Consider the following 20952-nt stretch of genomic DNA (forward strand, 5'->3'; position numbering starts at 1 on the left):
AATAGCCGTTCCCTGCGGAACTATTTGTTAATTACAAATCCAATTGTCTACTTGCATTTGCTAAACGTCTGCTATTTTTTAGCGTTTTATTCATATCTTTATTTATTGGTTTATTTAGATAAAAAATTGTTGATTTATTAGTATAAATACTGTAATTAAGTAGTTTCTTTGGAAACTCACAGTTTTAAACTGTGATTCCATAATGTTTCAGTATTTGAAAAGACTATAGCCAGGGGCGACTAATTCTTTCTAACTCCGTAATTTCATCATCACTTAATCTCCAACCCAAAGCACCTGCATTCTGACGCACATGTTCGGCTGTTTTCACCCCAGCAATGGGAATAACGTTCCCCTGAGCAATCAACCAATTGAGCGCAACTTGAGCCGGGGTGCGATCGTATTTTTCTCCTAAACTGCGTAGTAAAGATATTATCGGTACAATTTTTTGCAAGCCTTCTTTCTTAAATTTTGGGTCTATTTTCCTAGCACCGCTAGGAATTTCAGCACCTTCAGGGGTATATTTGCCTGTAAGCAGTCCTTGAGCTAGAGGGCTGTATGCCAAAATGGTTACGCCCAATTCACGAGCAGTTGCCAGAATATTCTTGCTTTCAACTTGGCGACTGAGTAAAGAATAACGGACTTGATTGACAGCCAATGGCACTCCACGATCTGCCAATATTTGATGCGCGTCTCGCATTTGCTCCGCTGAATAATTACTCACTCCGACTGCGGCAATTCTGCCTCGTTTCACTTCATCTGCAAGAGCATTCATCAAAGTTTCTTGACTTAAGAAGAAAGCAAACGGCCAATGCACTTGATATAAAGCTATCTGCTCTACTTGTAAACGTTTGAGGCTGTTAGTTAAGGCATCAGCAACAGATTGACTCGTGAATCGCCACGGTAAAGGGCTAAATTTCGTGGCAATTTGCACAGGCTTTTGTGCTTGCTGCATGAATTGTCCCAAAAATTGTTCACTCTTTCCCATTCCGTAAACTTCAGCAGTATCAAAGAAGGTAATACCAGCTTCTAAGGCTGCCGTAAAAGCTGCTTGTAACTGTTCTGAACCGTAGCGATCGCCATAGTTCCAAAAAAGTTTATCACCCCAAGCCCAAGTACCCATACATAGGGGTGGAACAGTCGGGCCATTTTTGCCTAATGTGATTGTTTCCACGATTGCAATATCTATACATTTACATTTCTTTGCTTTTTTAGTGTAGCGTTACAGATAAAAGTGTGGATGGAGATTCAACACCATAGTTCAATCAGAAATCAAACCGGATTTCTATATATACATAAAAATACAGTTAAAACATTGCATTTACAACATTTAATTAATCTGACTACTTAATAAGTATTGGCAGTAATCAAGCTTAGTAAATCTCATTACCGTAAGCAACATTTATCTAATACAACCGCTACCTATTTTCTCATGAATCTTTCGTGCTTTGCCTCCAATACATCGGCTTCTATTACGAATACAAGGCTTTCGGAATCAGATTTAACTAATACCCATGTACTAGCTACTGGCGATCGCATTGTGCCAGTTGCGTAAGTCCTGACTGATAGTGATTAATTTCAAGAACTAGGAACAGGAGTAGGGAGAATACTTTTACCCATGCCCCATCCCCTATGCCCTATGCCCTATGCCCTATGCCCTATTCCAAACTAAATAAATTCCCCAAATCGCCATAGCCCGCAGATAAGTACTGGCACGGAAAGTACCAGATGCGGTAATCGCTTCGGGTGTGCGGAATTGTAGCCCATTGTCGTAGATTTGCTGTACTACAGCTTGCGTTAATCTCAATGCTTCATCCTTCATTTCCATTTGTACTAGAAAAGCTGCCAGCCCAAAGTTGATTCCTGTCCAAACTTCCAAAGGATGAGTAGCTTGCGGATTTTCTGGTGAACCGTCGGGACGAACTCCATTTGCTGCACCAAATTGGCCATTAGAGAATTTGAGGAAGCAAGCATCATAAACAGTCTTTAAAGCAGACAAAGCGCGATCGCTCGATACAATATCTGGTAAACTTAATAATCGGGCGTAAAATTGCCCACATAATTGATCTGCCATCACTACATCCGAACCGCTTTCACTATCCAAGCGGTAATATTGACCATTCCAAAGTTTTTCTTCGTAGATAGGGCGAGATTGTTTTAACCAAGTCTCGTAAGTAGATTTTTGAACCGCCAAATCGCCAAATTCGCCAAGATTTGTCTCTGTGTTCTCTGCGCCCACCGTTCGCGCAGCGTCTCCGATAGGAGAAGTTTGCTCAACGGGGGGAACCCCCGCACGCAACTTCTCTCTGCGGTTCGTTAATAAAATATCACTAATTGCGATCGCAGCTTGTAGCGCTGCTAACCACAACCCACCACAATAAGCACTTACGCCCTGTAACCGCCAATCATCAAAGGTTTGATCTGGTGCGCCGGAATTTTCGGGAATCCCATCGCCATCTTGATCAAAAGTCTTGAGATAATTTAAAGTCTGCACAATCGCCGGCCAGCAATCTGCAAGAAAATCCACATCTTCAGCACCCGTAAGCAGAAAATCTCGGTATACTTGCAACACAAAATCGCTGCCTAAATCCTTCCATAAATTGCAGTCTTGATAACAGGTGTAATTGGTTTTCTCCCAGACATGTTCATTTGGTGCGCCTAAATCATGCGGTGTTGCACCTGCAATTTTACGCGCGGCTGTTGTAGTGTCTGCCCCAATTGTGTAGTAATAACCAATCACTCGCTGATGATTGTCACTGTGGGGAATTGCCCGTGCAAATGCCCGTATCACCGACTTTTCTAGTTCTGGGAACAGCATCAGCAAGGCAAAAGAGCCATATAATCGCACATCTAAACTTTCATACCAGCGATAATCTAGGCACTCTAGCACTGCAAATTGACCGATGGGGTCTAACTTCGATGCTGCACTCCAAAGAGTACCGCCGCTGGTGAGGTCGTATAGCTCATTAAACAGCGCCATTTTCAACCAGTCGGGTAAATCTTGCCGTTCTAAAATCGGCTGTTGCCAAGTTTGAATTTGCGATCGCCAATTTTGATATTCTTGTAGTGCAGTAGTAGCGATCGCCCAAGCATTGTTACAATCGCGACCAAAAAAATCTGTATATCTACGGTAACAATTAATCCCGGCAGCAAATTCTGTCACAGGGAAATCCCAAGACAAAACAAAGGGAATTTCGAGAGTTTCTCCTGGTTGAAGAGTGAAATGCACTGCGATCGCAGTTCCTAGCTGGGTATCTTCTGATGCTGGTGTAGCATCTGTGTAATTGGGTAAAGCACCATTTTTAGCAAAGCTTTCCCAGACATCTCCACCATCACCGTCAGGATCCCAGCGCGTATGATGAAATACTTCCACTTGGGGATGTTTCAAGGTGGCAATACACCAACTGCCATCCCCTTCTTGTATTGGTGCATCACTAGCAACTCGTTTTAAAACACAACCAATTTGTTGATTATTTTCAACTAATTCATTGTAATTATTTTGACTCTCACCCAAGCGCGGCTGATATTCGTAAACAGGACTACCATCATCCCGAATCTTTACCTGGGGAGACTTGAGGGCATTCGTAAACCAACCCACCATATTTTGCCAAGTGAGCATAATACTGAGAGTAATGGCTTGATCTGTGGGGTTATGAGCATTCCAGAGAAATACCGCCACAGGGTAACTAGTTTCTTGATAATTGTTTTCCCAGATTGGCGAAAACTGCTCACAAGTTAACTTTGCTTGGAAAACATTTTCGTAGACAAACCAACTACGCGGGTATAAAGCGTGATATGTACCTGTATTTTCTGGATACCATTGCCAAGTTTGCAGACTACCATCATCCGGCGCTTGGGTAGACAAAGCGTAGGCAATAGACGATGTGCCATCAGACTCAAATACACTAAACTGACAAGCAGGAATATTTTTGAAGGTATGTTCACCGCCGTCAATATGCCACAGATTAAAGTCTCCCCGTGAAGAACGACCGATGCAACCTGCACCAAAGCCCCCTAAAGGCATACCATGCCAGGGGCCATCATCAATATTGCTAGCGTAGCGGACTGTATAGGGTTTGTCCCAGCCTAAACCGATGGGACGGCTCCAAGTGCAAGGGGGAATTACGGACGAGAGCTGATTTGTCATCGCCTAATTTTACAGCGTGCGGTTACGCTAAGGAAGCTTAACGCGATGTGCGATTTTTCTCAAGTAAAACGTGCTATTTGCATAACAATAACTTTTGGATAGCTTTAAGTGATTTTACAAACCACTCAAGCACAACAACTGCAAATCACAAATCGTAGTGAGGGGAGCAACTTTATTGCTGATATTCCCAATGCTCAACTGCGTTTATCTAGTGGTGATGCGTTCACATTTCATTCAGAAAAACCTATTGCTGGTACTCTAAATGCATCTATAATTCGCCAGATTTCAGGGCAAACAAACAATCCCAAGTCCAGCCATTTGCCGAATATGCTGATCAAACGAAACAACTTCCGAAACTTCCAAGCGTTTAGCCATTACTAACAATGAACAGTCGGTATAACTCCACAACTTGTCCTCGTAGCGACAAAAGGCTTCCCACGTGGCATTATCCTCTACCTCAGACAATGCTAGATAAATATGCTCTTGCCGTAACACATGACCAATTTCCAGAGAGGCTTGCACTGAAACCCTCAGTCTTAACCAAGTCACAGTTTCATCAAACACTGACGATAAGATAATCCACAAGATGATGTTTTTCTGATTGAACAAAAAATGCAATTAGCGCAGAGGTATCCATCAAAACTTGAGCCATCAGAACCCCTGATAGAGAGCATCATCAACCTGTTCAGCATAGTTAGTAGTCTCTGTTTTATTGGTATTTTCAGACAATATATCTGTTGATGCAACTTCAGAAACAGTAAAGCGCCCACACAGTTGCCAAGTGCGAGTTTCCGTAATACTTCGGGGTACTAAACTATGTGCCAAATACTGAGTTAACGCCTTGAGCAGAATTGTCTCAACAGAATACCCCGCAGATTTGACCTGACTCACCAATTCGTCGGGAATATCAACGGTTAACTTTGCCATCCTAAACCATTCTCCCTGCTATATCCAATACAACTGCGATCTTAGTTTAAAGCCATCGCAAATGTTATAGAGTTACTACACCCTTCACCTGCTTACCTGCTATTATCCGAACTCGAAATTTACTATTCACGTATTCGGCTCAAACCACAAGTATTTTAGCTTTTCCTAGTGTCATTCGTTCATAGCCATTGTACCTACACCGTTTCTAATGAGATGGCCATCTTCCATGTAAACAATTCGGTCGGCAATATCTAAAATACGATTATCGTGGGTAACAAGCAAAATCGTACAGCCTTGTTCTTTTGCTAGTTTCTGCATGATTTCTACAACATCGCGTCCAGATTGTTTATCGAGGGCGGCGGTGGGTTCATCTGCTAAAACAATTTTAGGTTGACTGACTAAGGCACGAGCGATCGCTACTCGCTGTTTTTGTCCACCTGATAAGTTATCTGGATAGTAATTGAGGCGTTCTCCTAATCCTACTGCTTGTAACATTGCTTGCGATCGCTCTAGCATTTCTGAGGGCGAAATTTTCGGTAGTACTTCTAAAGCCATACGCACGTTCTGAATTGCTGTTAAGCTACCGTGTAAGTTATGGGCTTGAAAAATATAACCGTTATTACGTCGCGCCTGTGTCAATTGACCATTCTTAGCACCACAAAGTTGTCTATTCAATACCTGCAAACTACCAGATTGAGCAGAACGTAAACCTCCTACTAAGGTTAATAGTGTAGTTTTCCCCGAACCAGAAGGGCCAGTCATAATCACAATTTCACCTGCATTAATGGTGAGATTAATATTAAATAAAACCTGCTTACAGAGTTGACCTTTACCAAAATAATGGTCAAGATTTTCGATAGATATAACAGATTTAGAAGAATAAGGAGTTTCCATAAGTAATTATCTTGGGGCATGGGGTATGCCCATTTTCAAAACATATCCGCAGGGTCAGCAGATTGTAATTTTCGAGTCGCGATCGCCCCAGAAAGAGTACACATAATAATAGTCAGCAATAATACAATCAACGCTCTGGCTACTGTCATGTATATTGGTAAATCTGTGGCATTGCGAGTTAGGCGATAAAGTCCTAAAGGTACAACAAATCCGGGGATAAAGCCCAGCAATGCTAATATAATTGCTTCTTCAAAAATCACACCCAAAAGGTATAAATTACGATAGCCCATTGCTTTAAAGGTGGCGTATTCTTTGATATGGGCATTCACATCTGTAGAAAGGACTTGATAAACAATAATTACACCGACAATAAATCCCATTGATACGCCCAAACTAAAGATAAAACCAATGGGACTTTCTTGTTTCCAATAATCTTCTTCAAATTTGATAAATTCTTCACGGGTTAGCACTCTCACATCTTCATTTGAGAGGTAGAGTTTTAATATTTCTGCAATTTGTTTGGAGTCATAGTCTGGTTGAGTATAAATCAAACCTAAATTGATACTTCCTGCTAACTGTCTAGGAAAGATACGTAGAAAGTTATCACTACTAGAAATTAATGTGCCGTCTGCACCAAAGGATGCGCCTAATTTAAATAAGCCATCAATGGTGATGGTGCGTTTATCAACTTCTGTAGTCACATTATGACCTGCATCAATTTGAGCAAACGCTTCTTTGTATTCACCTCTAGCTGCACGATCAAAAATAAAGGTATCAGGCAGCTTAATTTTATCTAACTGGGCGTTGACTTCTGGTAAATTTAATGCAGGTTCTTCAGGATTAAATCCAATTGCTTGTAGTGTTGTTTTGCGGTGTGTTTGGGGATTCTTCCAGGTAACTAAACCGATATACATGGATGCTGTCGATCTCACCCCAGGTATATCAGCAGCCTGAAGTAATCGCCGCCGCGAAAAGGTAGATAAGTTCTGAGTGTTACGGCTTTGAGTACTCATTAACACTATGTCTGCAAGCAGCACACTATTGAGGCGGGTGTTACTGTCATACAGTGCATTCTGAAACCCCAACTGCATAAACATTAAGACATCAGCAAAGGCAATACCTGATAAAGCAACCAATAGACGACTTTTATGATGGCTAAGTTGTAACCATCCCAGGGGTGTACGTCGTTGTAATATCTGAATTAATCCCATCACAGTCCAATCACCGCCTTGACTTGCAAATTAGTAAATTTGGCTGCTTTCAAGCTTGATGCTTCTCCTAACCGTACATGAACTTCTACAACTCTAGAATCAATATTTTCACTGGGGTCAGCGTTGATAATGTCTTGCCGCTGCACTTTCTGGCCAATTCTGTCTACTCTGCCATACAATTCACCTGGTAGAGAATTGCTAGATATCCGCACTGGTTGTTCAGGACGCACTTTGTTGACATCACTTTGGTAAACTTCTACAACTGCATACATGAGGCTGGTTTGCCCAATTTCTACGATGCCGTCATCAGAAACCATTTCCCCCGAACGCGTATGAATGTCCAAGACTACACCGTCTTGGGGCGATCGCACATAAGCTTGATCTAGATTTGCTTTTGCCTGTTTGGCGGCGGCTACTGCCCGGCTAATTTCTACTTTTGCCGCTTCTAAATCTACTGGGCGGACTTCGGCGATTTGGTTTAAAATGGCTTCAGCAGAACTAACTTGCTTGCTCCCAGTAGCTTTAATGCGAGCCAAATCTGTCTCGGCTTCGCTAATTTGCTTACGTCCAGTATTATCAATCCGGTTGAGATTTGCTTTAGCTTCCCTCAATTGCTGCGTGATGGTATCTACAGTTAAACGCTTGCTGTCAAACAAAGACTGAGAAATTGCCCGTTCCGAATAAAGCTGTTGATAGCGTTGAAATTCTATTTGGGCATTGTTTAGTTCTGCTTCTAGTTTGTTGATTGTTGCCTGTTGTGCTGTTTTTTCACCTAACCACTGGGCTTCTAATCTAGCGACTGCTTCTCTTTGCCTAGTTTCCTCACCAATAATTTGTGCTTGGATGCGGGCTATTTCGGCTTTTTGCGCTTCTATTTCACCAACTTTCGCCCCTGCTTGTACTTTTGCGAGATTTACCTGTGCTACTTTTATTTGTTCTTGGGCTTCTTGGTAAGCAGCTTGTAGGCGATTTCGACTATCCAAAATGGCGATCGCTTGGCCAGTTTTAACTTGAAAACCTTCTTTAACTAAAAGTTTGTCTACCCGATTTCCTTGAATGGATGCAGGTGCAGAAAGTTTAATTACTTCTCCTTGTGGCTCTAGTCTGCCCAAGGCTGTTACTGTTTTAATTGGAGGTACAGTTACTGGGACATTTTTAGCCGCCTCAGCAGACTGTGATTGAACCTGCCAAAATCTAATTATTCCGGCGATCGCAAACCCTGTGGCTAATGCCAGCATAATTGTTTGACGAGCGCTAGGTTTAAAGGATGCGGAATCTCTCTCCCCTACTTCAGGCATTTTCAGCCCCCTTTTGTTTAGTTAAGTCAAATAAACTACTTAGTTTAACTGTAACTAAACTAAACTGTACATTACAATCGTGTCAAGAGTCCCTATTTGGACAAATCTATTTTGAATTAGGAATGTCAACAGAAAAAATTGATGCAATCTTAGCTGGTGCGATGCGAGAGTTTTTGACGCATGGCTACGCTGCGACAACGATGGATAAAGTAACAGCCGCAGCAGGCGTGTCTAAAGCAACTGTCTACAACTACTTTCAAGATAAAGAAGGATTATTTACGACCTTAATTGAGCGATTAGCACAGGAAAATTATCGAGAAGCATTTAGTTACCAAGACGCAGAATTTATGCAAGGAGAACCTGATATTGTTCTGCGTCGCTTAGGTATAAATATTGTCGAGCAAATCAATCATCAACAAGAGTTGTTGAGTTTGGTAAGACTGATTATTGGTGAATCTGGACGTTTCCCCTTACTAGCGCAAGCTTTCGTTCGCAATGTAGATAAACCTGTTTTGGAACTTCTGAGTCAATATTTTGCGGCTCATCCCGAACTTCAACTACCTGATCCGGAAGTAGCTGCACGTATTTTTTTAGGTACATTAGTCCATTTCACAATTCTTCAAGAGATGCTGCATTGTCGAGATATTTTACCAATGGAACGCGATCGCCTGATTGATAACTTGATTAATTTAATCACTATTAAGAGCGTATCAACAGATAAATATTCAGGTACAAGGCAAAAATCAGCTAGGCGCAAGCGCAATTCTTCAGGTAAGTTTAAGACAGATTACGGTTGTGAACTGAAACATTTAAGATCTATTAGACTCACAGATACAGCTTGGGAAAAGTTAGCAAAATTAGCAGATGAAAATAATTTGACCCGAAGCGAGATGATAGAGATGTTTGCTCGTACAGGCTCTTTTGGTAAAGAGGAGTTAGAAAGTTAAAACAGGCTTACCGGGAATTTTGTATATACATGGATAAAAAAATAAGTTTCTCCAAATTTAACTTGTACTGAATCCCCATTAAATGTGGGTATTCAAGGGGCGACAATCAACGTGAAACCAAGCCAGATAAAGCTTTGGAAGGTACAAACCCCTTGAAATGTAGGTATCTAGAAACTCCTACTAGATATAGATTTCAGCTAAATTGATCGACTGCTCAATCTTGATCTCTGGCTTGCAGTTGTCAGAGGGGTTTAAACCATGTTTGTCGTTGTGGTCATCAAGCCTAGTTTTATACTTTTGCAATATTTCGTTGACAGTCTTGGGTTGACTTCTCGTCAGAGATTGGAGAATGTTTTGATTAATATGCCATTTTTGGGATTTCTCTGTACAGTTATTGTTGTGATTTTCTAATGCCAAAATTGCCAGCTTAATCAACTGTTCAGACCTATTAGGATCAGTTCTGTAACCATCTGCCATGAGTTGCTTTGTAGATACAGTATCTAAATCTTCGCTAACTTGTGTGACTTTGTTAACAATAGTTCCGGCATAAGCTCTACAAGCTTTTGTGACAAAGTCATCTGGTGAAATACCAGAGTCAACAATTGCATCATTGACCATTTGCTGTGTTTGGATATCTAATTCCAGGAGAGCAATGTTCATATCTGATTATTTTGTAGAGTTGGTAGTTTCTTATTATTTCATGTTTTTCAGCTTTCGACCTCTTTCTAATTTCATAGATCATCGCACTCTATTTATCAGTCATAATGGTGAATATTTCAGTGCTATGTGTTCCCATTGGTCTATTCACTAACGTCCTAATAACTTATCTCGCAGATTCTAAATGCGATCGCCCAATTTTGCAGCCTCTTCAAATTCTTGTTTTTTGGTTTTCTAACCGAGTTTTTTCTGCGTGAGCTTTACGAGATAAAACTTGAAGATTTTCTAGGTTGGTTAAACCACCTTTTGACATCTGTATGATGTGATCAATTTGGAAATCCCTCCACATCTGACTTTTAAATCCACTGATAGCACAGTCAATAAATCCCTTTTTTGTATATTTAGCAAACACAGCATTTTTATATCTTTATACTCATTAACTACATTACGGAATGAAGATTCGCCTTGCACCCCGATAACTATCAACATCAAGCACGATTTCAATCAAACTTTCAATACATTGACTTCGATATTCGGAGTCATTTAGGAGGCGATCTGCACTGCCAATCGTGATCACAGGCAACGATGCCGAAGTGTTTTCTTCACGCATGACTTGTTCGAGCGAATTTTTCCCTTTCATGCTGCGATTGGCTGTAAGCAAAATCATCTGGTTTTCCTGAGCAAACCGCCAAACAACCCTGTCATCACTATCAATTGGTAACTTTATTTCTGCAAACATGACAAATCGAATCGGGACGATATCAAGCCAACCCTGAGTAGCAATAGCACCAAAAAAAACTAAAGCATGACCTTTAAGATTGTGATCAATCAAAAAAATCATCCCTTTAACTGACGCTTTGCTTTAACTGCCCGAAGTTTTTCCCAAGCGGCTTCAGTTCCAGGTTTGGGCGATTGTGTTGCAATTCTGGCAACTAGCTCACGATTTTGCTCTTGGTAGTATTGCTGGAGTTCTTCGGCTTCTTTGAGAATTTGCTGATATTCCGCTTCTACCTCTGCGCGATTAGTTTCAATGTAAGACAGAGCAACGTTAATTTGTTCGTCTGTAAGCTCGAACAATCCCTGGATAAATTTAGGTGGATATTGAGCAGTAACATAATCCATCACATCGTAGAGGGTGATACGTGTTCCTGAAATCATCAGTCCACGCTCAGTACGAATAATAAGTGATTGCTTATTGGCTGAGGAAGTCATGCCCGTTATCTCCTAGAGCCTATCATTTTTATAATACCTTGCAAAAAAAGCAAAGTGAGTGACGCTCAAAGAAGCTAATAGAACAGGTACAAAGAGGATCGCTTGATTGCCACCCTAACTAAAGACTAACGTCCTAATAATTTATCTCGCAGATGCTGAATGCGATCGCGAAATTTTGCAGCCTCTTCAAATTCTAGTTTTTTAGCGGATTCTTTCATTTGTTCTTCGAGTTTGACAATTAAATCTGGAATCTGTTCTAATGGCAATTCATCTATATGTTCATCTACAACTTTTAAATCAGTTGCATTTAACCGCCGCGATACATCTAAAAATGATAAAATTGCGTTACTCGATTTTCTCATAATTGATTGTGGGGTAATTCCGTGCATCTGGTTATATGCTCTTTGGATGCCACGCCGCCTGTCAGTCTCATCAATAGCTTTAATCATGCTGTCAGTAAGATTATCAGCATACATAATTGCTTGTCCCCGTACATGACGCGCGGCTCTACCAATAGTTTGAATTAAAGAACGCTCGGCACGCAAGAATCCTTCTTTATCTGCATCTAAAATTGCTACTAAAGAAACTTCCGGCAAATCTAAACCTTCCCGTAGCAAATTCACACCAACTAAAACATCAAATTTGCCTTCGCGTAAATCTTGCAAAATTTCAATGCGCTCAATTGAGTTAATCTCTGAATGCAAATACCGCACATTAATACTATGGTCTTGCAGATATTCGGTTAAATCTTCCGCCATGCGCTTCGTTAATGTGGTAATTAACACTCGTTCATGGAGGTCAATTCTATCTTTGATTTCTCCTAATAAATCATCAATTTGTCCTTCGGTGGGACGCACAGAAATTTCTGGATCAATTACCCCAGTAGGTCGAATAACTTGCTCAACTATGTGATCTTCAGAAACTTCTAACTCCCAATTACCTGGGGTAGCGGAAACAAAAATACACTGATTCACCTTTTGCCAAAATTCTTGTGCTTGCAAAGGACGATTATCAGCAGCACTGGGAAGCCGAAACCCATGTTCAATTAAAACTTTTTTCCTAGCTTGGTCGCCGTTGTACATACCACGAATTTGTGGCACTGTAACGTGAGATTCATCAATTACTAATAACCAATCTTTAGGGAAATAATCAATTAAACACTCTGGCGGTTCCCCAGCTTGTCGTCCTGCTAAGTGACGAGAATAGTTTTCGACACCGTTGCAATAACCAACCTCACGCAACATTTCTAAGTCATAACGTGTGCGTTGATCTATGCGTTGCGCTTCTAATAATTTCCCAGCTTGCTCTAAATCTGCTTTTTGTTGTTTTAATTCTGCCGCAATGTCATCACAAGCCACCTCTAACCGTTCTTCTGGGGTGACGAAGTGACGCGCCGGATAGATGTTCACTGCTTCTAAACTTTTGATAATTTCACCAGTCACCGGATCAATATAGCGAATCGCGTCAATTTCATCGCCAAAAAACTCTACACGAATAATTCTGTCTTCATAAGCTGGGCCGATTTCTAAAACATCACCCCGGACGCGGAACTTTCCTCGACCCATTTCTATATCGTTGCGGCTATACTGCACTGATGCCAAATCGCGTAAAATCTGGCGTTGATTGACTTCCATACCTATTTGCAGAGGAATGGCAGCTTTAAGATATTCTGCTGGCATACCCAAACCGTAGATACAGCTAATAGAAGCAACGACAATCACATCACGACGTTCAAAAAGCGATCGCGTCGCTGAATGTCGTAACATATCAATCTCATCATTAATCGAAGCTGTTTTTTCAATATAAGTATCGCTAACTGGAATATACGCTTCTGGTTGATAATAATCGTAATAACTGACAAAATACTCAACTGCGTTGTCGGGGAAGAAATCCCGCAATTCGTTACACAACTGAGCTGCCAGAGTTTTATTGTGAGCGAGGACTAAAGTCGGCTTACCAATTTTCTCGATGACTGCGGCTACAGAAAACGTCTTACCTGTTCCCGTCGCCCCTAGTAAAGTTTGATAGCGGCTGCCAGATTGGATACTGGTAGTGAGTTGGGCGATCGCTTGTGGTTGATCACCTGTGGGAGCGAAAGGAGCTTGAAGATAGAAATTTTTCATAAAGTTTTATGAGAAATAGAAAGACCCTATCTTATGGTAGCGATCCCACTAGTCCTTTGTAGAGACGGCAATTTATCGCGTCTGAATCGACCTATGAATATTTTTAAACAATGGTTTAATTTGCGAAAAGATAAAAATGATTAGTAGTAGATATATGAGTGGTTAACAACTAATAAGTTTTTTAAGGCTTGAGGGAAGTTATTTCCGTTTCTTAGTGCCTCCCTCAGATATCTAAACGGAAGTTTAACGAACAGCAACAGCTTGTAATTGTTGCACATGAGTTTTAAAAACAAACCAAGTCTCACCTTGGCGGTTACATGGCAGCGGTTTTTCAAATCTGACTTCCCAATAATCTCGCAAGCGTTCACCGTTACCGTTGGGACTCACCACCCGACTATCATCTCTACTCACAATAGACGAGACAAAAAATTTCTCACCTTGTCCAACGCCACATTTTTGATCTGCTTGTTGAATATCACCTGACTGGAGATACCAGCTTTGTGTTCGCTTAAAAGTAGTACCGCCTGGATTTGTAACTCTTAAAACGCGTATTACAGGAGTAGTTTGAGAATATACGGTGTCAGCACTGACTACCCCCAAAATTCCACACACTAAACTAAGACTCAATATTAATCTCTGCGGAGGCAATTTTTTGTTAATACTTCTCATTGGGAAACTTTTAAATGTTTAGTATAAGTTTCAACCATAATTGCATAATTTTATATGAATTTTAGGTATAACTCACAACGTTATTATGAAACTTTCTCGCAGATGAAAGTCAGCTTCTACACCTTGATGAGTTAATGCCCAATAAGTCACTTCACCATTTGTGCATTTGATTACAGTTGTAATGCCTACTACGATCGCCTGATCTGCCAAGATGATTTTACTTAAATCCATATCTAAGGTGATCGCTAAACTATCTAATTGCTGCTTTGCACAAAATGGCAGTATTGTCAATATTTTTTCCTCTTGCATTCCTTGACGATATCCATCAAAGCGATAGACATTCCAATGTCCAGCAGGAGAAAGGTTAAATTCCCAATAACGTTGAGAATCTTTGATGCAAACAAAGAACTCAAAGCAGGTATCTTGCCATAATTCGTGCTTTCGCATCGGTGTAGTTGATGATGGTGCGATCGCTATTTCTTTTAGATTGCCTAAAAGCTGATAATTAATTGCCAGTTGATGATTATTTCGGACGATATCACCTGTAATGTTCAAATTAGGCAATATTTCAGTAGAGGGAAATGGTTGCAAAGAAAAAATTTGCTTGTTCATTTCATATCTTGAATAATAGTGCGAATCTGATTTTCTTGAGATTCGATACTCTCAGTTAATTTAAATTGGACGATCGCTCTAATTAAGTTATGTTCTGGATGCTTGACTTTAAAGTAAACATCTCCAGCTAAATAATCAGCAAAAAATCTCAGTCCCAATTCAAAAGCAATTAAACGAATGGCATCGTACATATAGGCATAATCATTTTCCGTCAAAAATGCTTTAGCGATCGCCAAATAACCTTGGAGGATTCCCTGACACAAGTCAGTATCGAAATAAACATCTTCCCACTGTTCTGTTTCTTCTCCAGCAGGATTGCAACCTGAACGCAGACAGTCACCGATATCATAATGTACCAACCCAGGCTTAACGGTATCGAGGTCAATCACGCTAACTGCTTGCTGGGTAACGGTATCAAACATGACGTTGTTGATTTTGGGATCACCGTGCATCAGCCGCAACGGTAGCTTGCCTGTAGCTTTAGCATTTTCTAGAATATGGGCAAAAGTCTGGCGATCGCTAACAAACTGCAAGCAATAATTCACCTCAGGAGATTGACGCGCCGTTGTTTTCGCCAAAATCTCAATATAGTTTTGCAGATAAAGCGGTGTAATATGGAAACCTTCTAAAGTATCGGCAAGTTTTTCAGCAGGTAAATCACTGATTAAATTGTGGAACATACCCAAGGCGTAGCCGATTTCTGGGGCAAAAGAGCGATCGCCTAAAGTATCAAAAGACTGGGAACCTTTAATAAAACTAATTGCTCGCCAAAATGATCCCTCAGCATCATTACAGTAATCCTGGGCATCCTTCGTCAACAACACACGCGGCACTTCCCAACGACGATTGACAGGAGTGCATTGTAAACGTTGGTGAACATGCTCAGTTAAAATACGCATATTCTGCATCACCAGTTGGGGCTGACGAAACACCTGTGTATTGATACGTTGCAAGATAAAATGCTTTTCACCAGAAGCAGCCAAAGTTACCAAAAAGGTGTCATTAATATTACCACTTCCAAACGCTCGTACGCCTGTAACTTGACCTTGAAGCGTGAATTGCCCCGCAATGGCAACCAGATTTTCCGTATCTTGTGCCTGAATATCTTCTGTCATATTGGTTTTTACCTACTCCCCACATCCATTGCACAAATGCAATAGGGGATATCGTAGCCTAAGTTTCATCAAAAGGCGACGGGAAACCCACTTCTTCAAGGAGTGGGAGGAATAGTACTTCGGCTTACTTCGACTTCGCTCAGTAACCAACACTCAGTAACCATCGCCCCGTCGTTGTCAGTTGTTAGTTAATTACTGCCCCATGCCCCATGCCCAATTCTCAATTCCCAAAATCTTTTTCCCGCCGTGCCAGCATTTTGATAAGTTAGTACATAGTTTGAAACAATTGCAGTTAACGCAAAGAGGGGATTTAAGTTGAGTCACTATCCAGATGCCATTGCCCCCCACGGTGGACAATTGGTTAACCGTATAGCTACAGCTGAACAAAGGGCAGAATTTCTTTCAAAAGCTGACTTTTTGCCGCGAGTGCAACTTGACGAGCGAACAGTTTCTGATTTAGAAATGATCGCGATCGGCGGTTTTAGCCCCCTAACGGGTTTTATGAACCAAGCAGACTACGATCGCGTGGTTACGCAAATGCGGTTAGCCAATGGTCTTGTATGGTCAATACCGATTACATTGTCGGTAATACAAGAAGTTGCTACTTCCCTTAAGGAAGGTGACTTAATTCGTCTGGATAACCCCCAAGGAGAGTTTATTGGGGTTTTGCAACTCACACAAAAATACCATTACGATAAAACCCGCGAAGCGATTAACGTCTACCGCACTGATGATGCTAAACATCCTGGTGTGCAGGTAGTTTACAACCAAGGTGCTGTCAATCTTGCAGGTGATATTTGGCTACTGCAACGCGATCGCCATGCTCATTTTCCTGCTTACCAAATCGATCCAGCCGCTTCACGGCAGATGTTTAAAGATAAAGGTTGGCAAACAATTGTAGGCTTTCAAACTCGTAATCCTATCCACCGCGCCCACGAATACATCCAAAAATGTGCTTTAGAAACTGTGGATGGTTTATTTTTACACCCGTTGGTAGGAGCCACAAAAGAAGATGATATCCCGGCTGATGTGCGGATGCGTTGCTATGAAATTTTGCTAGAACATTACTATCCTCAAAATCGGGTAATTTTGGCAATTAATCCCGCAGCCATGCGTTATGCTGGCCCTAGAGAAGCCATTTTTCATGCTTTAGTTCGTAAAAACTACGGTTGCACTCATTTTATTGTCGGACGGGATCATGCTGGTGTTGGTGACTACTACGGCACTTATGATGCTCAATACATCTTTGATGAATTTGAGCCGAGTGAATTAGGTATTGTACCTATGAAGTTTGAACACGCTTTTTACTGTATGCGTACCAAACAGATGGCGACAACTAAAACAAGTCCCAGCAAGCCAGAAGAACGCGTTCATCTCTCAGGTACAAAGGTTAGAGAAATGCTACGTCGAGGTGAATTACCCCCACCAGAATTTTCTCGTCCGGAAGTAGCAGCGGAATTGGCACGGGCGATGCGAGTACAAGTACTGGCTTAACAGTGAACACTTCGACATGGTTCGACTGCGCTCACCAGCCGCTCAGTGCATCGCAGTTAATAGTGAACACTTCGACATGGTTCGACTGCGCTCACCAGCCGCTCAGTGCATCGCAGTTAACAGTGAACACTTCGACATGGTTCGACTGCGCTCACCAGCCGCTCAGTGCATCGCAGTTAACAGTGATAATTGGTAACTGATAACTGATAACTGATTTATGAAGCGTCGGACTTTTTTTAAACGGATTGGTTCAATACTGGCGGCGTTGGGTGTAGCTGAGACAGAGTGGTTGGCTTTAGGCGATCGCTATTATCAAGCCTTGGCACAACCCACTCCGCGTAAATTGGCATTGTTGATCGGCATCAATCAATATCAAAATCAAAAAAGCCCATCTTTGAGTGGCTGTCTCACTGATGTAGAACTGCAAAGAGAACTATTGATCCATCGGTTCGGTTTTCAAGCTGCCGATATTCTCACTTTAACTGAAGAACAAGCTGATAAAAAATCAATAGAGACGGCTTTTGTGGAGCATCTGGGCAAACAAGCTAAGTCTGGGGATGTAGTTGTCTTCCACTTTAGCGGCTATGGTACTCGCATCAAATCCGCAGAACTGGCGGATACAGTGCTAAACGCTTTAGTTCTAGCCAAAGAGTACTACATAGAAGATGAGAAAATAGTCAACTACTTATGGGAAGAAAATTTACTGCTATTACTGCGATCGCTTTCTACTGATCGTGTTACAGCAGTATTGGATACTAGTTACTATACTCCTACTGGGCAATCCACAGGCTGGGGGATTCGCGCCCGTCCAGAGTTAGTCGCCACACAATTAGCAGCAGCAGAACTCGACTTTCTCGAACAACTCAAAAATCAGACTACACTCAAAACACAAAACCCAGAATCGAGCAATGTAGCGGTATTATCTGCAACTTCTGACCCCAAACACTTAGCCAGAGAATTACTATTTTCTGGTTTTAGTGCTGGATTATTTACCTACGCCTTAACCCAATATCTCTGGGAAACTACCCCAGCCCAGACAATTCAATTTAGCCTTTCTCGTATTGGCAGTTCGATGAATCAGCTAAGTAGTAAACAGCAACCAGGGTTATTGAGTAGTAAGAAGAATAAAACTTTAACTATCGGCAATTTTTTCCCAGACAATTTGATGGCAGCAGAAGCAGCAGTCATCAAAGTTGAAGAAGACGGAAAAACTGCTGATTTGTGGTTAGGAGGAATACCTCCACAAGTGTTGGAATATTATAGTGCAAATTCCCGGCTATCCTTACCAACGGGAGAACAATTAATATTGCGATCGCGTAGTGGATTAATTGCAAAAGCCTCAATAGCCCAATTTGCAGCTACAAATTCCCTCAAAGTCGGACAACTTCTCCAAGAAACTGTTCGCGTCTTACCTCGAAATATCAAATTAACGGTTGCTTTAAATACTGAACTTGAAAGAATTGAACGGGTAGATGCTACAAGTGCTTTTGCTGCAATTGATCATGTTTCTCCTGTGATATTGGGAGAACGAGCCGCCGATTATGTGTTTGGTAAACTATTACAACCTCCCAGTCGCTATGGATTATTTTCTTTAAATGGTGAGGTGATTGTTAACACCACTGGGGAAGTTGGAGAAGCAGTGAAACTAGCAGTGCTGCGGTTAGCGACAAAATTCCCCACCTTATTAGCAGCGAAACTATGGCGACTCACAGAAAATGAAGGTTCTTCTCGCTTGGCAGTCAAGGCAACTTTGGAGATCGTTAACAGCTTATCGTCACGGGTTGTAATCAAACGGGAAACCTCACGAACTGTAAGTTTAGAAAAATCGAGTTCAACTTTAGCTTCAACTACTCCCATTCCCATTGTGCCTATCGGTAGTCAGATACAATATCGAGTGCAAAATCAAGGCGATCGCCCATTATATTTAATGCTACTGGGATTAAAAAACAATAGAACAGCGATCGCCTTTTACCCTTGGCAAACTTTAGAAGAATCTGACATTTCCGAAACCCAACCCATGCTGGAACCAGTAGTTATTGCCCCTGGTCAAACAGTCACAGTACCACAAACAAATGCTGCACCGGGATTAATGGTTTCGGGGCCAGCTTATGAATGTGAATATCAACTGATTTTCAGCACTGCCCCTTTTAGTAAAACTTTGGCAGTTTTAGAAGCCGCTAAATCTCCAACAGCAGATCGACAGTTCATGAGTACATTAGTAAACCCTTTAGAAGTTGCAAAAGCTTTACTGCAAGATTTGCATAATACTAGTACTATCAAAGCCGAGATGAACGGTACAACCTCAGAATCATATATGTTAGATGTGAATAATTGGGCAAGTCTTAATTTTAGTTTTCAAGTAGCTTGAGGAGGCAGGAAAGAGGCAGGGAGCATACTTCGACTGCGCTCAGCAACCAGGGGGCAGGGGCAATTCGATTTTTAGAAATGCGATCGCTCTTTCATACCGATGTTACCTTGTAAGCCTCCAGTATGGATCAACAATAAGCGATCGCCTGGCGGAAAAAATCCCTGCTGTAATAAATCCATCACGCCGTAAAACATTTTAGCGGTATATACGTAATCAAGAGGTATGCCGTGTTCTTGCTGAAATTGCTGGCTAAACAGTAATAATTCATCGTTTACCTTGGCATAGCCGCCGAAGTGGTAATTACATACTAATTCCCAAGATGCTGGAAAACTATTAGGTTTGGGTGTATTCTTCAGCAAGATTTCGATTTCCTGTCTGAGAAACTCTCCATTTTTGAGTATAGGAAAAGCGATCGCTCTTTGCTTTGGATGCAGCGAAAGGACAATACCAGCTAAGGTTGTACCCGTGCCGCAAGCTACACATACAGTATCAAATTCTGCTGCTTCGCAAATAATCTCAGTACAGCCACGTATACCGTTTAAATTACTACCACCTTCAGGAATCACAAACACTTCACCAAAGCGTTGCTGTAAGTCTTGCTGCAACTGGGGTGTATTTCGCTGTCGGTAAGTCTCACGGTTCAAGTAGACAAGCTGCATACCCTGCTGTACAGCAAAACTTAAGGTGGGATTTAGCGGTAGTTTCTCCTCTCCCCGAATCACACCAATGGTGCGGAAACCTAAAAGATTTCCAGCTGCCGCAGTCGCAAAAATATGATTAGAATAAGCACCGCCAAAAGTCAGCAGGGTTGTGAAGTTTTTTTGTTTAGCCTCCAAGAGGTTGTACTTAAGTTTGAACCACTTATTACCGTTAACTAAAGGGTGCATCAAGTCGAGACGCAACACAGATAATTCAACATTAGCCCGATGAGCGATCGCACTGTTTATTTGCTGTATGGGAGCAGGCAGTGGAGTTAACATTTCATACTTCACAGAATGAATTACCTCTAAAGATAGACAAATGCTTCTATCTACTGGCTGATAATTAAATGTAGTGGACACTATATTTCACTTAACCCTTCTCTACGAGATCCTAAGCGTAGCTAGCTTCTTTGTAGGGTTATAGATTCGCTTGGCGTTAACCAAATAATTACTAAATTCGTAATGACGCTCCTGCGTCGCTACCGCTTACGCTAACGTAATTCGTAATTATTTGGTGTCATAGCTTCCACCAATTTATGTAAAGCCTGCGGCATAGCTGCGCTTAGAGCGTAGCGGGGCG

20 protein-coding genes and 1 pseudogene are annotated in these 20952 nt (G+C 41.5%); 5 read left to right on the top strand and 16 right to left on the bottom strand.

Annotated elements, in window-relative coordinates:
• Positions 1-223 precede the first annotated feature (223 nt).
• Positions 224-1171, bottom strand: a complete 948-nt coding sequence (locus QI031_RS26245; protein ID WP_281482515.1) for an aldo/keto reductase — start codon at positions 1169-1171, stop codon at positions 224-226.
• 183 nt (positions 1172-1354) lie between these two features.
• Between QI031_RS26245 and QI031_RS26250 the strand changes: the two genes are divergently transcribed.
• Complete coding sequence (locus QI031_RS26250) at positions 1355-1552, top strand: hypothetical protein (protein WP_281482516.1); 198 nt, start codon at positions 1355-1357, stop codon at positions 1550-1552.
• Positions 1553-1648: 96 nt separating this feature from the next.
• On the opposite strand, the gene QI031_RS26255 is transcribed toward QI031_RS26250, so the two are convergent.
• On the bottom strand, positions 1649-4144 hold the full coding sequence (locus tag QI031_RS26255; RefSeq protein ID WP_281482517.1) for a GH116 family glycosyl hydrolase: 2496 nt from the start codon (positions 4142-4144) through the stop codon (positions 1649-1651).
• Between the two features lie 108 nt (positions 4145-4252).
• Here QI031_RS26255 and QI031_RS26260 point away from each other — a divergent pair.
• A pseudogene (locus QI031_RS26260) lies at positions 4253-4417 on the top strand (AMIN domain-containing protein); the annotation flags it as partial.
• Positions 4418-4429: 12 nt separating this feature from the next.
• On the opposite strand, the gene QI031_RS26265 reads toward QI031_RS26260, so the two are convergent.
• The 5 genes from QI031_RS26265 to QI031_RS26285 all read right to left on the bottom strand — a co-directional run bounded on the left by QI031_RS26265 (position 4430) and on the right by QI031_RS26285 (position 8474).
• Positions 4430-4666, bottom strand: coding sequence for a hypothetical protein (locus tag QI031_RS26265; RefSeq protein ID WP_281486185.1), 237 nt, complete (start codon positions 4664-4666; stop codon positions 4430-4432).
• 129 nt (positions 4667-4795) lie between these two features.
• Positions 4796-5071, bottom strand: coding sequence for a hypothetical protein (locus tag QI031_RS26270; protein ID WP_281482518.1), 276 nt, complete (start codon positions 5069-5071; stop codon positions 4796-4798).
• A gap of 171 nt (positions 5072-5242) precedes the next feature.
• Complete coding sequence (locus QI031_RS26275; protein WP_281482519.1) at positions 5243-5965, bottom strand: DevA family ABC transporter ATP-binding protein; 723 nt, start codon at positions 5963-5965, stop codon at positions 5243-5245.
• A 35-nt stretch (positions 5966-6000) separates the two neighbouring features.
• Positions 6001-7179: an ABC transporter permease DevC gene (gene devC / locus QI031_RS26280; RefSeq protein WP_281482520.1), complete on the bottom strand. Its 1179-nt coding sequence runs from the start codon at positions 7177-7179 to the stop codon at positions 6001-6003.
• Entirely contained in the window at positions 7176-8474 is a 1299-nt protein-coding gene (locus tag QI031_RS26285) for an ABC exporter membrane fusion protein (RefSeq protein WP_281482521.1), read from the bottom strand. Before QI031_RS26285 ends, devC begins: the two co-directional genes overlap by 4 nt.
• A 122-nt stretch (positions 8475-8596) precedes the next feature.
• Here QI031_RS26285 and QI031_RS26290 point away from each other — a divergent pair, with 122 nt between their 5' ends.
• Positions 8597-9421, top strand: coding sequence for a TetR/AcrR family transcriptional regulator (locus QI031_RS26290; protein ID WP_281482522.1), 825 nt, complete (start codon positions 8597-8599; stop codon positions 9419-9421).
• Positions 9422-9601: 180 nt separating this feature from the next.
• Here QI031_RS26290 and QI031_RS26295 read toward each other — a convergent pair whose 3' ends face one another.
• The 8 genes from QI031_RS26295 to QI031_RS26325 form a co-directional block, all read right to left on the bottom strand.
• Positions 9602-10081, bottom strand: a complete 480-nt coding sequence (locus QI031_RS26295) for a hypothetical protein (RefSeq protein ID WP_281482523.1) — start codon at positions 10079-10081, stop codon at positions 9602-9604.
• A gap of 208 nt (positions 10082-10289) precedes the next feature.
• Positions 10290-10490 carry an HNH endonuclease signature motif containing protein gene (locus QI031_RS31810; protein WP_425525991.1) on the bottom strand — a complete coding sequence of 67 codons (201 nt, stop codon included), beginning with the start codon at positions 10488-10490 and terminating at the stop codon, positions 10290-10292.
• A gap of 33 nt (positions 10491-10523) precedes the next feature.
• A complete protein-coding gene (locus QI031_RS26300; RefSeq protein WP_281482524.1) occupies positions 10524-10919 on the bottom strand; it encodes an ACP S-malonyltransferase in 396 nt (131 codons plus the stop codon).
• Positions 10916-11290: a DUF433 domain-containing protein gene (locus tag QI031_RS26305; protein ID WP_281482525.1), complete on the bottom strand. Its 375-nt coding sequence runs from the start codon at positions 11288-11290 to the stop codon at positions 10916-10918. Before QI031_RS26305 ends, QI031_RS26300 begins: the two co-directional genes overlap by 4 nt.
• Positions 11291-11415: 125 nt before the next feature.
• Positions 11416-13413: an excinuclease ABC subunit UvrB gene (gene uvrB, locus QI031_RS26310; protein WP_281482526.1), complete on the bottom strand. Its 1998-nt coding sequence runs from the start codon at positions 13411-13413 to the stop codon at positions 11416-11418.
• A gap of 243 nt (positions 13414-13656) precedes the next feature.
• A complete protein-coding gene (locus QI031_RS26315) occupies positions 13657-14082 on the bottom strand; it encodes a hypothetical protein (RefSeq protein WP_281482527.1) in 426 nt (141 codons plus the stop codon).
• Positions 14083-14154: 72 nt separating this feature from the next.
• On the bottom strand, positions 14155-14694 hold the full coding sequence (locus tag QI031_RS26320; RefSeq protein WP_281482528.1) for a DOMON-like domain-containing protein: 540 nt from the start codon (positions 14692-14694) through the stop codon (positions 14155-14157).
• Complete coding sequence (locus QI031_RS26325) at positions 14691-15809, bottom strand: phosphotransferase enzyme family protein (protein ID WP_281482529.1); 1119 nt, start codon at positions 15807-15809, stop codon at positions 14691-14693. The genes QI031_RS26320 and QI031_RS26325 overlap by 4 nt, the downstream gene beginning before the upstream one ends.
• 315 nt (positions 15810-16124) lie before the next feature.
• Here QI031_RS26325 and sat point away from each other — a divergent pair, with 315 nt between their 5' ends.
• Together sat and QI031_RS26335 are read left to right on the top strand one after the other, a co-directional pair.
• The gene (gene sat / locus QI031_RS26330; RefSeq protein WP_281482530.1) at positions 16125-17303 is read left to right on the top strand and encodes a sulfate adenylyltransferase; all 1179 of its coding nucleotides are present in this window, start codon (positions 16125-16127) and stop codon (positions 17301-17303) included.
• A 217-nt stretch (positions 17304-17520) separates the two neighbouring features.
• Positions 17521-19671, top strand: a complete 2151-nt coding sequence (locus QI031_RS26335; RefSeq protein ID WP_281482531.1) for a caspase family protein — start codon at positions 17521-17523, stop codon at positions 19669-19671.
• 71 nt (positions 19672-19742) lie between these two features.
• On the opposite strand, the gene QI031_RS26340 is transcribed toward QI031_RS26335, so the two are convergent.
• Positions 19743-20651: a 1-aminocyclopropane-1-carboxylate deaminase/D-cysteine desulfhydrase gene (locus QI031_RS26340; RefSeq protein WP_281486127.1), complete on the bottom strand. Its 909-nt coding sequence runs from the start codon at positions 20649-20651 to the stop codon at positions 19743-19745.
• Between the last annotated feature and the right edge of the window lie 301 nt (positions 20652-20952).

It is taken from the genome of Halotia branconii CENA392, assembly GCF_029953635.1.
In the GTDB taxonomy this organism is placed as follows: Bacteria; Cyanobacteriota; Cyanobacteriia; order Cyanobacteriales; family Nostocaceae; genus Halotia; species Halotia branconii.